This is a genomic window from Marichromatium purpuratum 984 (assembly GCF_000224005.2).
Taxonomy (GTDB): Bacteria; Pseudomonadota; Gammaproteobacteria; order Chromatiales; family Chromatiaceae; genus Marichromatium; species Marichromatium purpuratum.
The window spans coordinates 251,017-264,766 of sequence record NZ_CP007031.1; the positions used below are offsets into that span (position 1 = coordinate 251,017).

The 13,750-nt window shown below is 68.0% G+C and carries 11 protein-coding genes; 7 read left to right on the forward strand and 4 right to left on the reverse strand.

The genetic code is table 11. From position 1 onward, the window contains the following. Positions 1-82: 82 nt before the first annotated feature. From MARPU_RS01100 to cutA, 3 genes are read right to left on the reverse strand one after another with little or no spacing between them, the layout of a single operon-like run. Complete coding sequence (locus MARPU_RS01100; protein ID WP_005221808.1) at positions 83-652, reverse strand: TlpA family protein disulfide reductase; 570 nt, start codon at positions 650-652, stop codon at positions 83-85. Next, positions 649-2,931, reverse strand: coding sequence for a protein-disulfide reductase DsbD (dsbD, locus tag MARPU_RS01105; RefSeq protein ID WP_005221806.1), 2,283 nt, complete (start codon positions 2,929-2,931; stop codon positions 649-651). The genes MARPU_RS01100 and dsbD overlap by 4 nt, the downstream gene beginning before the upstream one ends. Further along, positions 2,931-3,266 carry a divalent-cation tolerance protein CutA gene (gene cutA / locus MARPU_RS01110; RefSeq protein ID WP_005221804.1) on the reverse strand — a complete coding sequence of 112 codons (336 nt, stop codon included), beginning with the start codon at positions 3,264-3,266 and terminating at the stop codon, positions 2,931-2,933. The genes dsbD and cutA overlap by 1 nt, the downstream gene beginning before the upstream one ends. A 463-nt stretch (positions 3,267-3,729) precedes the next feature. Here cutA and MARPU_RS17810 point away from each other — a divergent pair, with 463 nt between their 5' ends. The 7 genes from MARPU_RS17810 to MARPU_RS01145 all read left to right on the forward strand — a co-directional run bounded on the left by MARPU_RS17810 (position 3,730) and on the right by MARPU_RS01145 (position 12,196). After that, positions 3,730-4,161: an FxsA family protein gene (locus MARPU_RS17810; protein ID WP_005221803.1), complete on the forward strand. Its 432-nt coding sequence runs from the start codon at positions 3,730-3,732 to the stop codon at positions 4,159-4,161. Between the two features lie 276 nt (positions 4,162-4,437). Next, a complete protein-coding gene (gene groES, locus MARPU_RS01120; RefSeq protein ID WP_005221801.1) occupies positions 4,438-4,728 on the forward strand; it encodes a co-chaperone GroES in 291 nt (96 codons plus the stop codon). Between the two features lie 62 nt (positions 4,729-4,790). Beyond that, a complete protein-coding gene (groL, locus tag MARPU_RS01125; protein WP_005221799.1) occupies positions 4,791-6,434 on the forward strand; it encodes a chaperonin GroEL in 1,644 nt (547 codons plus the stop codon). A gap of 445 nt (positions 6,435-6,879) precedes the next feature. After that, on the forward strand, positions 6,880-7,773 hold the full coding sequence (locus MARPU_RS01130; RefSeq protein WP_005221797.1) for a D-hexose-6-phosphate mutarotase: 894 nt from the start codon (positions 6,880-6,882) through the stop codon (positions 7,771-7,773). A gap of 17 nt (positions 7,774-7,790) precedes the next feature. Next, positions 7,791-10,649 (forward strand): bifunctional [glutamate--ammonia ligase]-adenylyl-L-tyrosine phosphorylase/[glutamate--ammonia-ligase] adenylyltransferase, encoded by a 2,859-nt coding sequence (gene glnE / locus MARPU_RS01135; protein ID WP_232229484.1) that lies wholly within the window; start codon positions 7,791-7,793, stop codon positions 10,647-10,649. A 366-nt stretch (positions 10,650-11,015) separates the two neighbouring features. Beyond that, positions 11,016-11,939, forward strand: a complete 924-nt coding sequence (locus MARPU_RS01140; protein ID WP_005221792.1) for a branched-chain amino acid transaminase — start codon at positions 11,016-11,018, stop codon at positions 11,937-11,939. 59 nt (positions 11,940-11,998) lie between these two features. Continuing rightward, positions 11,999-12,196, forward strand: a complete 198-nt coding sequence (locus tag MARPU_RS01145) for a zinc-finger domain-containing protein (RefSeq protein WP_005221791.1) — start codon at positions 11,999-12,001, stop codon at positions 12,194-12,196. Between the two features lie 42 nt (positions 12,197-12,238). Here the strand turns inward: MARPU_RS01145 and MARPU_RS01150 are convergent, their stop codons facing one another. After that, the gene (locus MARPU_RS01150; protein WP_005221789.1) at positions 12,239-13,207 is read right to left on the reverse strand and encodes an MBL fold metallo-hydrolase; all 969 of its coding nucleotides are present in this window, start codon (positions 13,205-13,207) and stop codon (positions 12,239-12,241) included. Positions 13,208-13,750: the final 543 nt, after the last annotated feature.

Here is a 13,750-nt window from a genome sequence, read left to right on the forward strand (position 1 = left end):
GGCTTTGAATAGTAGTGAACCGCCGCGAATTGTCCGTATTTTACGGGATGATGTCCAGCTGGTTCGGCGAATTCACGCCCCGTCAGCGGGCGCTCGCGGGGTCGTCAGCGAGTCGGGCGGCGAGTTGTTCGAATTGTGCCTGATCGAGCACCCCGGTGTGGCTGAAGATGCGCCGGCCACGGGCGTCGAAGGCGACGGTGAAGGGCAGTCCCTCGACGCGGTTGCCGAGGCGCCGGGCGAGGTCGATGGCCTCGAGATCGGCGAGCAGCACGGTGAGATCGAGCGGGTGTTCGGCGAGGAAGGCGCGGGTCGTCTCCGGGCGGTCGACGGCGATCGCCACCACCGCCAATCCGGTGGTGGCATGGGCGCTGGCGAAGCGCTCGAGTCGCGGTAGCTCTTCGGCGCAGTCTGGGCACCAGACTGCCCAGAAGTTGAGGACCAGCGGGCGGCCGGCCCAAGCGTTGCTGGTGTGTTCGCGCCCACCGAGATCGGACAGGCGGAAGTCCGGCAGCTGGTCGAGCGTGCCGCCGCGCAGCCCGACGTGATGGTCACGGTCGGCGCCCTGGTCGAGCCAGCGCTGACCGAGGACCGCCGCGCCGATGCTGATGCCGCCGGCCAGTGCGGTGACCAGCACCACCTTGACCGGGTTCACGGCGCGGCCCGGCGCAGGTGATCGGCGAAGGCCTCGGCGGGGGTGAAGCCGACCAGGCGGAAGCCGGTGCGCTCGGCGCCGTCGGTGCCGAAGAACAGCACCGCCGGCGGTCCGGGGATGCCGAAGCGTCCCTGCATCAGCGCCTGATCGGCGGCGTCGTTGGCGGTGACATCAGCTTGCAGCAGCACGAAGCGGTCGAGTTCGGCGATCACCGCGGGGTCGCTGAAGGTGTAGCGCTCCATCTCCTTGCAGGCGACGCACCAGTCGGCATAGAAGTCGAGCATCACCGGGCGGCCCTGGGCGCTGGCGGCGGCCAGTTCGCGGTCGAGGTCGGCGACCGTCTTGACCCGGGTGAACGCGGCATGGGCCGCCTCGCCGCCGCCGATGCCGAGACCGCGCAGCGGCTGCAGGGTGTCCTTGCCGCCGGCGGCGGCGCCGATCAGCATCAGGCTGCCATAGACCAGCAGCGCCACCCCGAGTCCCTTCCACAGCTTGCGCCAGCCGCCGCTCTCGTGATCGAGCGGGCTGAGCGCGCCGAGATAGACCGCCGAGCAGATCAGCAACAGGCCCCACAGCAACATCGCCACCGCCGCCGGGATCACCCGTTCGATCAGGCTGATGGCGACGGCGAGCAGGGCGACGCCGAACACCGCCTTGACCGCCTCCATCCAGGCCCCGGCGCGGGGCAGCAGCTTGCCCGCCGAGGTGCCGATGACGATCAGCGGCGCGCCCATGCCGAGGCTCAGCGCGAACAGCGCCACGCCGCCGAGCAGCGCGTCGCCGGTCTGGCTGATGTAGATGAGCGCGCCGAACAGTGGCGGGGCGACGCAGGGACCGACGATCAGCGCAGAGAGCAGGCCCATGATCGCCACCCCGGCGAGGGTGCCGCCCTGTTGGCGGTTGCTGAGTGCGGCCAGGCGCGATTGCAGCGCGGCGGGTAGCTGGAGGTCGTAGAAGCCGAACATCGACAGCGCCAGGGCGATGAACACCAGGGCGAAGGCGCCGAGGATCCAAGGGTCCTGGAAGGCGGCCTGGAGGTTGGCGCCGAACAGCCCGGCGAGCACCCCGGCGACGGTGTAGGTCAGCGCCATCGCCAGCACGTAGACCAGCGACAGCACGAAGGCACGGCGGGTGGTGATGCCGGCACCCTGTCCGGCGATGATGCCGGACAGGATCGGGATCATCGGGAACACGCAGGGGGTGAAGGCGAGCAGCAGACCGAGCCCGAAGAACAGCGCCATGCTGGTCCACAGGCTGGCGTTGGCCAGGGTCGAGGCCAGTCGGTCCTGCTCGGAGACCGGCGCCGCGCTCGGCGCGGGCGTGGCCGGCGGCGGCGCGACGGCGAGGGGTGCGACGCTGCCGCCGGCGGGGAGGGCGAGCGCCACCGCGCGGGTCTGCGGCGGGTAGCAGATGCCGCGCTCGGCGCAGCCCTGGTAGCCGACCACCAGGGTGGTGTCGAGCGCCTCGGTGGTGGCGCGGCGCAGGCTCAGGTCGAGGGTGAGACGGTCGTGATAGACGGCGACGTCGCCGATGCTGCCGTCGGGCAGCACCGAGTCGTGCTTGATCTCGCCCGGCGGCAGCGCCGGCTGCTCGAGCGCGAGCCGGGCGTCGTCGAGCGCGACCTCGACCAGATCGCGATAGAGATAGGTGCCGGGGGCGATCTCCCAGTGCAGTCGCACCCGTTCGGGGCCGAGCACCTCGACCTGGAGGTCGAAGGCCTGGTCGACGGTGAGGATCTCGTCGTCGTCGAGGCCGAGGGCGCGGCTGATGCCGGCGCCGGCATCGAGGCCGGGCAGCGGGATCGCCGGGGCCGGCGCGGCGGTCGGCGGCGCAGGCAGGCGTACCTGGACGCGTTGGCGATGCGGCGGGTAGCAGAGCCCGGCGTCGGCACAGCCCTGTGAGGTGGTCTCCAGGGTGAGCACCTCGGGGGCCGCAGCGGTGCGCGTCACGGGCAGGGTGATCTCGACCGTGTCGCGATAGATGCCGACCTCGCCGAAGAACTCGTCCTGCTTGATCTCGGGCTCGGGCAGTACCGGCTCACCGAGGGTGATGCCGGCGGTGTCGGTGGTGAAGGCGAACTTGGCAGCGTAGAGATAGTAGCCCTCGGCGATCTGCCAGCGCACCTTCAGGGTGTCGGCGTCGATGGCCTCGGCGCTGGGCTGGAAGGCCTGATCCGGGAGCAGGAAGTCGTTGCGGGCCTGGGCGGCGAGTCCCGGGAGCAGCAGCGCGAGCAGCAGGAGCAGGGGCAGCAGACGTGACAGGGGGCCGAAGCGGGACATCAGGGGTGTGCTCCTGTGGCGGTGTCGATCCAGTTCAAGTAATCAGCGAGTCCCTCGGTGATGGGGACGGCGATCGCCTCCGGGGTCTCGTAGGGGTGGAGTTCGGCGAGTCGGTCGATGAGCGCCCGGCTGCGCGTGGCGCTGGTCTTGATCAGCAGCAGGACCTCGCTGTCACGGGCGATCTCGCCCGCCCAGCGATAGATCGAGGTCAGGCCGGGGACCAGGTTGACGCAGGCGGCCAGCTCCTCCTCGACCAGCTGTTCGGCGAGCCGGGTCGCCTGGGTGACATCGGGGCAGGTGCACAGCAACAGATGGTGGCGGGGGGCCGGGTGCATGCTCTGGGTCTCCTTGCGGGTATGGCCTGATCCTTCTTGGTGCGCCGCGTCCGCCGATGGTTCACGCCGGGGTGTTGCGGCATCCTGAGCGGCGCCGGCGCGTGCTGTCAATATGGCTTCCAGTCGCCAGTCGCCAGTCGCCAGCGGTCAGGGTACTGAACCGCTAAGACGCGAAGGGAACGAAGGGAGAAGAGAGAAAGGGAGCCGGCCTTCAGTCCTTGGCCTCTTCCTTCGCTGCCTTTGTGTCTTAGCGGTTCGATCTTCTGGCGGCTGGTCGCCGGTTCCATTCGGGGCGTGCGATGCACTATGCTGCAGGGCATGGCTATGCTGCCGTCCTTCCTCCAGTCGCCTCCCCGACCTCGGGTCGCGGGAGAGCCGATATGCCCGCTGTCCGATTGGCGCGGGCGCTCGCCGGTCCCGCTCTCCGGGATCCTGGTCTTCCACCCTGATCGAGACTAACGCCGTGCTGCTTTTTCTTGTGCTATTCATCGGGCTGCCGCTGATCGAGATCTATCTGCTGATCGAGGTCGGTTCCGAGATCGGCGCCCTGTCGACCATCATGCTGTCGATCCTCACTGCGGTGATCGGGACCTGGTTGGTCCGCCACCAGGGTTTCGGCGTGCTGCTGCGGGTCCGCGAGCTGAGCGACCGCGGCGAGGTGCCCGCGCTCGAGATGATGGACGGCGCCCTGTTGCTGGTCGCCGGACTCTTCCTGCTGCTGCCCGGTTTCCTCACCGACGTCGTCGGCTTCCTGCTGCTGGTGCCGCCGCTGCGCCGGGTGCTGGTGCTGCGCTACGTGCGTGGGATCTCGGTGACCACGGTGCAGGGGCAGGACCCCTTCCGCTCCCCCGACGAGCCCCGCGTCATCGAGGGTGACTACCGTCGCGAGGACTGACTCGCGCTCCTCCCGCGCGCCGTCGCGCCTTGGTCGTGACGGCGCGCCCTGCCGCCCCCGCCCGCCTTTCTGCCGACACCGCCAGACCTTGTTCCTGCGTTGCGGTCGCTGACTTTCGTGGTTGAGATCGGCCCGTCATCGGACCCTTGACAGCATGGATTTTGTCTCTACTATTAGCACTCGTTTCAGGTGAGTGCTAACAGACCCTCGGTCACCACCGCTGTGGCGCTCTAGATACAGATAGATCCACTTCTCAACCGTTACGAGGAGCCCTTAATGAACATCCGTCCCTTGCATGATCGCGTCGTCGTCCGTCGCATGGAAGAAGAGCGCACCACCGCCGCCGGTATCGTGATCCCGGACTCGGCCACCGAGAAGCCGATCCAGGGCGAGGTGGTCGCTGTCGGCAACGGCAAGATCCTCGACAACGGTGAGGCCCGTGGCCTCGACGTCAAGGTCGGCGACCGTGTGCTGTTCGGCAAGTACTCCGGCACCGAGGTCAAGCTCGACGGCCAGGAGTTCTTGGTGATGCGCGAGGACGACATCATGGGTGTCGTCGAGGGTTGAGCCGAGCGCTCCCCCGCATCCATTCCGATACGACCAGAATTCATACTCGAGGAAGCTAGACAATGAGTGCAAAAGACGTGAAGTTCGGTGGTGACGCCCGCGCCCGCATGATGGAGGGCGTCAACGTCCTCGCCGACGCAGTCAAGGTGACCCTGGGTCCGAAGGGCCGCAACGTGGTGCTGGAGAAGTCCTTCGGCGCACCGACCGTCACCAAGGACGGCGTCTCCGTGGCCAAGGAGATCGAGCTTGCCGACAAGTTCCAGAACATGGGCGCGCAGATGGTGAAGGAGGTTGCCTCGCAGACCTCCGACATCGCCGGTGACGGCACCACCACCGCGACCGTGCTTGCCCAGGCGATGGTCCGCGAGGGTCTGAAGGCGGTTGCCGCCGGCATGAACCCGATGGACCTCAAGCGCGGCATGGACAAGGCCGTCGAGGCCGCCACCGCCGAGCTGCGTGGTCTCTCCAAGCCCTGCACCGAGAACAAGGCGATCGCTCAGGTCGGCACCATCTCGGCCAACTCCGACGAGTCGATCGGCAAGATCATCGCCGAGGCGATGGAGAAGGTCGGCAAGGAAGGCGTCATCACCGTCGAGGACGGTACCTCGCTGAGCAACGAACTCGACGTCGTCGAGGGCATGCAGTTCGACCGCGGCTACCTCTCGCCCTACTTCATCAACAACCAGCAGAGCCAGAGCGCCGAGCTGGACGATCCCTACATCCTGCTGTTCGACAAGAAGATCTCGAACATCCGTGATCTGCTCCCCGTGCTCGAGGCCGTCGCCAAGGCCGGCAAGCCGCTGCTGATCATCGCCGAGGACGTCGAGGGCGAGGCGCTGGCCACCCTGGTGGTCAACACCATCCGTGGCATCGTCAAGGTCTGCGCCGTCAAGGCCCCGGGCTTCGGTGATCGTCGCAAGGCCATGCTGCAGGACATCGCCATCCTCACCGGCGCCACCGTGATCGCCGAAGAGGTCGGTCTGTCGCTGGAGAAGGCCACCCTCAACGAGCTGGGCACCGCCAAGAAGGTCCAGGTCGGCAAGGATGAGACCACCATCATCGACGGCGCCGGCGCCGAGATCGACATCAAGAACCGTTGCGAGCAGATCCGCGCGCAGGTCGAGGAGACCTCCTCGGACTACGACCGCGAGAAGCTCCAGGAGCGTCTGGCGAAGCTCGCCGGTGGTGTGGCCGTGATCAAGGTCGGTGCCGCTACCGAGATGGAGATGAAGGAGAAGAAGGCCCGCGTCGAGGACGCGCTGCACGCCACCCGCGCCGCCGTCGAGGAGGGCATCGTCCCCGGTGGTGGTACCGCGCTGGTGCGTGCGCTGACCGCCATCAAGGATCTCTCCGATGACAACCACGACCGCAACGTCGGCATCCAGATCGCCCGTCGTTCGATGGAAGAGCCGCTGCGTCAGATCGTCGCCAATGCCGGTGACGAGCCGTCGGTGATCCTCAACAAGGTCGCCGAGGGTGAGGGCAACTTCGGCTACAACGCCGCCAACGGCGAGTACGGCGACATGGTCGAAATGGGTATCCTCGACCCGACCAAGGTCACCCGCTCGGCGCTGCAGAACGCCGCGTCCGTGGCTGGTCTGATGATCACCACCGAGGCGATGGTCGCCGATGAGCCGAAGGAAGACGCTCCGGCCGCACCTGACATGGGCGGCATGGGCGGCATGGGCGGCATGGGCATGATGTAAGCCCGGCGCGTTCGTCGCACCACAAGAAAGGCCCCGCTTCGGCGGGGCCTTTTTCGTTTGGGGCGGTTTTCAGCCGCCAGCCGTCAGCTATCAGTCGCCAGTCGCCAGTCGCCAGCCGCGGGAAGGTTGAACCGCAAAGCCGCGAAGAACGCGAAGGTGAGTTGGTTTTTTCTCCTTGTTTTTCCTGCGGCGTGGCAAGCCAAGACCACTAGATGGCTGTAATCAATAGCAAGAGCGCATGTAGTCCACTGACGACCGGCTGCTTTCGAGATCCTTTGCGTACTTTGCGGCTTTGCGGTTCAACATCCTGGCCGCTGGCCGCTCACTCCCGTCATGCGGCGTATAATCGATCGAATCCGCATTCGTGAAGGTTGCCGCCGATGTCCTCGCCCGCTTTCCCTCGTCTGTTCATGGTGCTCGTTTGCGTCGCGTGGGGGCGGGGCTGATGGGTGAGGTGGGGGAGGCGGTCTGCGCCGGGGTGCGGCTGGTCGCGACCGCGGCGGGCGATCTGCTCGCCCGGATCGAGACCCCGCTGGCCGAGGCGCTGGTCTCGGTCCGTCGGGCCCAGGTGCTCGCCTACCGACCGCGCGGTTGCGCCGAGGACCTGCTGTTCATCGGCAGTCGCACCGCCTTCCGTCCCGGGCGCGAGCGCATGGGCGGGGTCCCGCTGTGCTGGCCCTGGTTCGGGGTCGACCCGGACGGTGGTCCGATCCACGGTTTCGCCCGCACCGCCGACTGGCGGCTGCTCGACTGTGCGCCCCAGTCCGATGGGGTGGTGCGGCTGCGTCTGGTGCCGGAGTCCGGGGCCCTCGCCGCCTGGCCGCACCCCTGCACGCTCTTGCTGGAGATTCGCGTCGGGGCGACCCTGGGGCTGACCCTGGAGACCCGCAACGATGCCGATCACCCCTGGACGCTCACCCAGGGGCTGCATACCTATCTGCGCGTCGGCGCGTCCGACCGGGTTCGCTTGCACGGGCTCGATGGTCGGTGTTATCTGGACAAGGCACGGGGCGCGCCGGTTGCGCCATGTCGGCAGCAAGGTCCGGTGAGCGCCGGCGGCGAGGAGGTCAATCGTATCTATCTCGACGCCCCCGGTCCGCTGTGGCTCGACGATCCGGTGCTGGGGCGACGCATCCGGGTGCGCGCGCGCGGCAGCCGTACCTGGGTGGTGTGGAACCCGGGCGCGACCGAGATCCACCGTTTTGCCGACGATCTCGCGCCCGAGGACGCGCGCCGCTTCCTCTGCGTGGAGACGGTCAACACCGCCTCCGAGACCCTCAACCTGGCGCCGGGCGCGGCAAGCCGCATCGGTGCCGACTACCAGATCGAGACCCTGTAGCGCCGATGAACCAACCGATGAGCACCGAACCCGTCACCGAGAGTCACTGGCAGGACTGGCTGGCCTGGGCCGCCGAGACGGGTGTCGAGGTGCCCGATTCCCCCGTCTTCGCGCGCGCCCGCGCCGCGGTCTGGGACGGCAGCGAGTTCGTCGCGCTGGAGGTGCAGCGTCACCCCGAGATGTTCGCCGAGCTGCTGGCCAGCGGCGATCTCTTCCGCACCTATGGGCCGGGGGATCTCGATCGCGCGTTGACCCAAGCGCTCGCCGGGGTCGACGACGAACAGGCGCTGGCGCGCGCGCTGCGGCTGTTCCGGCGCCGCGAGCAGGTGCGCATCGTGTGGCGTGATCTCAGCGGCGAGGGCGCGCTCGAGGAGGTGCTCGAGGACCTCTCCGAGCTTGCCGACTGCTGTATCCGTCAGGCGCTCGGCAAGCTCCAGGACTGGACCCGTGCCGAACTCGGCGTGCCCTGCGATGCCGAGGGGCGCGCCCTGGAGATGGTGGTGCTGGCGATGGGCAAGCTCGGCGCGCGCGAACTCAATCTCAGCTCCGACATCGATCTCATCTTCGCCTTCCCCGAACGCGGCGAGGTCCGCGACGGGCCACGCGCGCTCAGCAACGAGCAGTTCTTTACCCGGCTCGGTCAGCGTCTGGTGCAGGCGCTCGGCCAGCAGACGGTCGACGGCTTCGTGTTCCGCGTCGACACCCGGCTGCGTCCCTTCGGTGAGTCGGGGCCGCTGGCGATGTGCTTCGATGCCATGGAGGACTACTACCAGTCGCAGGCGCGCGAGTGGGAGCGCTACGCGATGATCAAGGCGCGCGCGGTATGCGGTGACGCCGAGGACATCGCCCAGCTCGAGGCGATGCTGCGGCCCTTCGTCTACCGGCGCTATCTTGATTTCGGCGCGATCGAGTCGCTGCGCGAACTCAAGCGGCTGATCGCCAAGGAGCTGTATCGGCGCGGCATGGACGCCAACATCAAGCTCGGTCCCGGCGGGATCCGCGAGATCGAGTTCATCGGTCAGGCCTTCCAGCTGGTGCGCGGCGGGCGCGATGCGGAGTTGCAGATCCGTCCGATCCGCGAGGTGCTGGCGCTGTTGGGTGAACGCGAGCTGTTGCCGCCCGAGGCGGTGCGCGAACTCGATGAGGGCTATTGTTTCCTGCGCCGGGTCGAGAACCGGCTGCAGGCCTGGCGCGATCGCCAGACCCACACCCTGCCCGAGGACGAGGCGGCGCGCGAGCGGATGGCGCGCGCGATGGGCTTCGCCGACTGGGCGAGCTTTGCCCCGGTGCTTGCCGCGCACCGCGAACGGGTGCAGCACCACTTCGACGAGGTGTTCGCGCCGCCGAGCGGCGAGGACGAGCCGGCCGACCACGAGCACGAGCACGAGCTGGCGGCGCTGTGGCGCGGCGAGTACGAGCGCGAGCAGGCGCTCGCGCTGCTCGCCGAGTCCGGCTTCGTCAGCCCCGAGTCGGCGCTGGTGCACATCGATGCCTTCCGCGACACCATCGAGCGCAAGGTGAGCCGCCGCGGCAGCGAGCGTCTGGCGCAGCTGATGCCGCTGGCGCTGCCGATCGTCGCCGCCAGCGAACACGCCGATCTCGCCCTCGAGCGGGTGCTGCGCCTGCTCGAAGCGGTGGCGCGGCGCACCTCCTATCTGGCGATGCTGGTCGAGCACCCCTGCATCCTCTCGCAGCTGGCGCGACTGGCGGGGATGAGTCCCTGGTTCACCGACCGGCTGTCGCGTCAGCCGCTGCTGCTCGACGAGATGATCGACCCGCGCCGGCTCTATGACCCGCTGCGCCGCGAGGGACTCGACGAGGAACTCGACGTGTTGCTCGGACCGGTCGACCCCGAGGACCTCGAGCAGCAGATGGAGCGGCTGCGTCAGTTCGCCCAGGGCAACATGCTGCGGGTGGCGGCGGCCGATCTCACCGGGGTGATCCCGCTGATGGTGGTCAGCGATTATCTCACCGAGATCGCCGAGGCCACGGTGACGCGGGTGCTCGAGCTGACCCTGGCGCACCTGCAGGCGCGTCACGGTCGTCCCAGCGCGATCCCCGGCGAGGGCTCGGGGTTCCTGGTGCTCGGCTACGGCAAGCTCGGTGGCATCGAGCTTGGCTATGGTTCCGACCTCGATCTGGTGTTCGTCCATGCCAGCGACTCGATGACGGCGATGACCGACGGCGAGCGCGAGATCAGCAACGAGCAGTTCTACGCCCGTCTCGGTCAGCGGATGATCCACATGCTGACCACCCGCACCCCCTCGGGGACGCTCTACGAGGTCGACATGCGGCTGCGCCCGGACGGCGGCAAGGGGATGCTGGTGCGCTCGATCGGCGCCTTTGCCGCTTATCAGGACAAGGACGCCTGGACCTGGGAGCACCAGGCGCTGGTGCGCGCCCGTCCGGTCGCCGGTGACCCCGAGCTGGCGCGTCGCTTCGCCGAGGTGCGCCGCGAGATCCTCTGTCGTCGCCGCGATCCCGAGCAGCTGCGTCGCGACGTGCGCGAGATGCGCGCCAAGATGCGCGCCAACCTCGATCGCAGCGGCGATGGGCGCTTTGACCTCAAGCAAGGTCCTGGTGGTATTGCCGATATCGAGTTTATGGTTCAATACGCTGTACTGCGCTGGGCTGCCGATCACCCGGAGCTCGCCGACTGGACCGACAACGTCCGCCTGCTCGATACCCTGGCACGCATCGACCTGCTGCCGGGAGATACCGCTGAGAACCTCGCCGAGGCCTACAAGGTCTTACGTGCCGCCTATCATCGCAGCGCCCTGCAGGAACAGCCCAAGACCATCGCCGACGACCAGTTGCTGGACGAGCGCGCGCGGGTCCGGGCGCTGTGGTGCGAGCTGATGGAGGAGTGCGGCTAGCGGCTGCCCACGCATTCCAGACCCCTCCCACCGTGACCCCGGCGCGACCGGATGGCGGGCGGGTGTCTGTGTCCGGTCTCGATATGGGCCGGGGATCGGCCGGCGTTTCCGGCGCCGGCCTGTCGAGCGGTCCGTCGCGCCCCGAGCGGGCGGCGGAACCGATCGTTTCGGGCGCGCCTCGGTTCCGTCGCCGGGCGCAGGACCGACAGACGCGCCAGTCAATGGGGTGTCGAGACGACCCGGCCTGGCCGGGTATCGCCGCGCACATGTTATCTGGGGTCCGCCTCGCGCGGACCGATCGGGGCCTCTGGGCCCTCATTATGGTGACCGGACCCGAGCCTGGGCCCGGGAGATACGGAGCAGAATATGACGACGATGGCGGACCGCGACGGTCTGATCTGGCTGGATGGTGAGATGGTGCCCTGGCGCGAGGCCCAGACCCATGTACTGACCCATACCCTGCACTACGGCATGGGGGTCTTCGAGGGCGTTCGCGCCTATCAGACCGATCGGGGCGCGGCCATCTTCCGGCTCCAGGAGCATACCGACCGGTTGTTCAACTCGGCGCACATCCTCGGCATGGACATGCCCTGGGATCGTGACACCCTCAACGCGGCGCAGTGCGCAGTGGTGCGCGAGAACGGTCTCGACTCGGCCTATCTGCGCCCGATGTGCTTCTACGGACCGGAGGGCATGGGCCTGCGCGCCGACAACCTCAAGGTGCACTGCGTGGTCGCCGCCTGGTCCTGGGGCTCCTACCTGGGCGAGGAGAACATGCGCAACGGCATCCGCGTGAAGTTCTCCTCCTTCACCCGCCATCACGTCAACATCACCATGTGCCGCGCCAAGGCCAACGGCAACTACATGAACTCGATGCTGGCGCTGCAGGAGGCGCAGCGCGACGGCTACGACGAGGCGCTGCTGCTCGACGCCTCGGGCTATGTGATGGAAGGCAGCGGCGAGAACGTCTTCATCGTCCGCGACGGCGTGCTCTACACCCCGGACCTGACCTCGGCGCTCGACGGCATCACCCGTCGCACCGTGATCACCCTGGCCAAGGAGTTCGGCATCGAGGTGGTGGAGAAGCGCATCACTCGCGATGAGGTCTATATCGCCGACGAGGCCTTCTTCACCGGCACCGCCGCCGAGGTCACCCCGATCCGCGAGGTCGACGGTCGGGCGATCGGCGCCGGCACCCGCGGGCCGATCACCGAGCGACTGCAGTCGGCCTATTTCGACCTGGTCCACGGTCGCGACGCGGCCCGCGCCGAGTGGCTGACCCTGGTCTGAGTGCGACTCGCGCCGTGTCCGTCGAGGGCACGGCGCCCACGATCACGGAGGTTCGATCCATGGCCAATCCCGCTATTCGTCAACCCCAGCAAGAGGCGCCGATCGCGGTCACGCGCGCGCAACTGCCGCTCGCCTGTCCGCGGCCGGAGACCCCGGTATGGGACCTCCATCCGCGGGTCTATCTGCCGATCGCCGACGCCCCGGACGGTCGCGTCACCTGCCCGTACTGCGGCGCCAGCTATCAGCTCGTCGATTGATCCCGTGCCCCGCCCGCAATCCGCGGGCGGGGTGTTTTGGGGTCAGCGCGCGGCCCGTTTCTCGCGCCGCTTCAGCCACACCTCCAGCCCCTGGGCATTGAGTCCGATATCGACCGCGAGCAGCTCCCGCAGCCGGGGCTCGTCGAGGGCGACGCCGTGCGCGCGCGCGCCGCTGATCAGCCAGTCGGCGACCGCCCGGGTCAGTCGTTCGCCGCGCCCGGGGTCGTCGCGTCCTTCCTCGGCCAGCGCCAGCTCGGCCAGCGCGCGGATGCTCTCGCGCAGCATCCCGACCAGTTCGGCGGGGCGATCGACCCGGCCGTAGTGGGTCAGGTACATCACCCGTGGTTCGAGCGCCATCAGCTGATCGAGGGTCTCGAACCAGGCCTCGGGGTCGAAGGCGACCGGGGTGGTCGGGGCGAACAGCCAGGGACCGGCGTCGGTGTCGAGTTCGCGGTAGGAGATGCCGAAGGTGTCGCCGGTGAAGATCCCCTGGGTGAGCGAGTCGAGGATGCAGCCATGGTGGTTGGCGTGTCCCGGGGTGTCGAGAAAGGTCAGGGTACGTGCGCCGAGCTGGAAGGTCTGACCGTGCTCGGCGGCGATCACGCGCTCCTCGGGCACCGGGCGCAGGGTGCCGTAGTCGCTGGCGAAGCCCTCCTCGCCATAGACCGCGGTGGCGCCGGCGATCAGCCGCTCGGGGTCGATCAGGTGAGGTGCGCCACGTGGATGGACCACCAGCCGCGCCTCGGGGCAGGCGGCCATCAGCGAGCCGCTGCCGCCGGCATGGTCGAGATGGACGTGGGTGGGAATGACGTAGTCGACGTCGTCGGGGCTCAGTCCCAGCTCGGCGATGACGTCGAGCAGTGCCGGTACCGTGTGGTCGGTGCCGGTGTCGACGAAGGCGAGCCGATCGTTCGAGCGGATCAGATAGCAGGCCGCCAGTCCGTGGCGATAGAGGCCGGTCTCGATACAGTAGACGTCCTCGGCGACTTGCTGGAAAGGGGCGTACGACATGGGCTCTCCGTTCCTTATCCTGACAAGGGTTCTGCCGCCTGAGTCTAACGGCTTCGTCGGTTGGCAGCTACCAGCCGCCAGCGATCAGCCTCCAGCGACCAGTCGTCAGTCGTTTGAACCGCAAAGCCACAAAGCCGCAAAGAGCGCGAAGGTGAATTGTGCTGCGGTGTCCTCTTGCTGTTTGACCTCACGACCTGTGCGTGTCCGTCATCGATTGAGCGCTGACGACAGGCCGCTTTCGAGATCCTTGGCGCGCTTTGTGACTTTGCGGTTCAGCGTCCTGGCCGTCAGCCGTTTGAACCGCAAAGCCGCAAAGAACGCGAAGGTGAATTGTGCTGCGGTGTCCTCTTGCTGTTTGACCTCACGACCTGTGCGTGTCCGTCATCGATTGAGCGCTGACGACAGGCCGCTTTTGAGATCCTTGGCGCGCTTTGTGACTTTGCGGTTCAACGTCCTGGCCGCCAGCCTCCAGCCGTCGAGGATCGGCCACCACTGGCGGCTGGCAGCTGACCTAACCCTGTTGCGCTCGGCGCTTCCGCCACC

Coding starts and splice junctions, on each gene's coding strand:
- dsbD (WP_005221806.1), bottom strand. CDS start 2,931: ATGTCCCGCTTCGGCCCCCTGTCACGTCTGCTGCCCCTGCTCCTGCTG.
- cutA (WP_005221804.1), bottom strand. CDS start 3,266: ATGCACCCGGCCCCCCGCCACCATCTGTTGCTGTGCACCTGCCCCGAT.
- groES (WP_005221801.1), top strand. CDS start 4,438: ATGAACATCCGTCCCTTGCATGATCGCGTCGTCGTCCGTCGCATGGAA.
- groL (WP_005221799.1), top strand. CDS start 4,791: ATGAGTGCAAAAGACGTGAAGTTCGGTGGTGACGCCCGCGCCCGCATG.
- MARPU_RS01130 (WP_005221797.1), top strand. CDS start 6,880: ATGGGTGAGGTGGGGGAGGCGGTCTGCGCCGGGGTGCGGCTGGTCGCG.
- glnE (WP_232229484.1), top strand. CDS start 7,791: ATGAGCACCGAACCCGTCACCGAGAGTCACTGGCAGGACTGGCTGGCC.
- MARPU_RS01140 (WP_005221792.1), top strand. CDS start 11,016: ATGACGACGATGGCGGACCGCGACGGTCTGATCTGGCTGGATGGTGAG.
- MARPU_RS01145 (WP_005221791.1), top strand. CDS start 11,999: ATGGCCAATCCCGCTATTCGTCAACCCCAGCAAGAGGCGCCGATCGCG.
- MARPU_RS01150 (WP_005221789.1), bottom strand. CDS start 13,207: ATGTCGTACGCCCCTTTCCAGCAAGTCGCCGAGGACGTCTACTGTATC.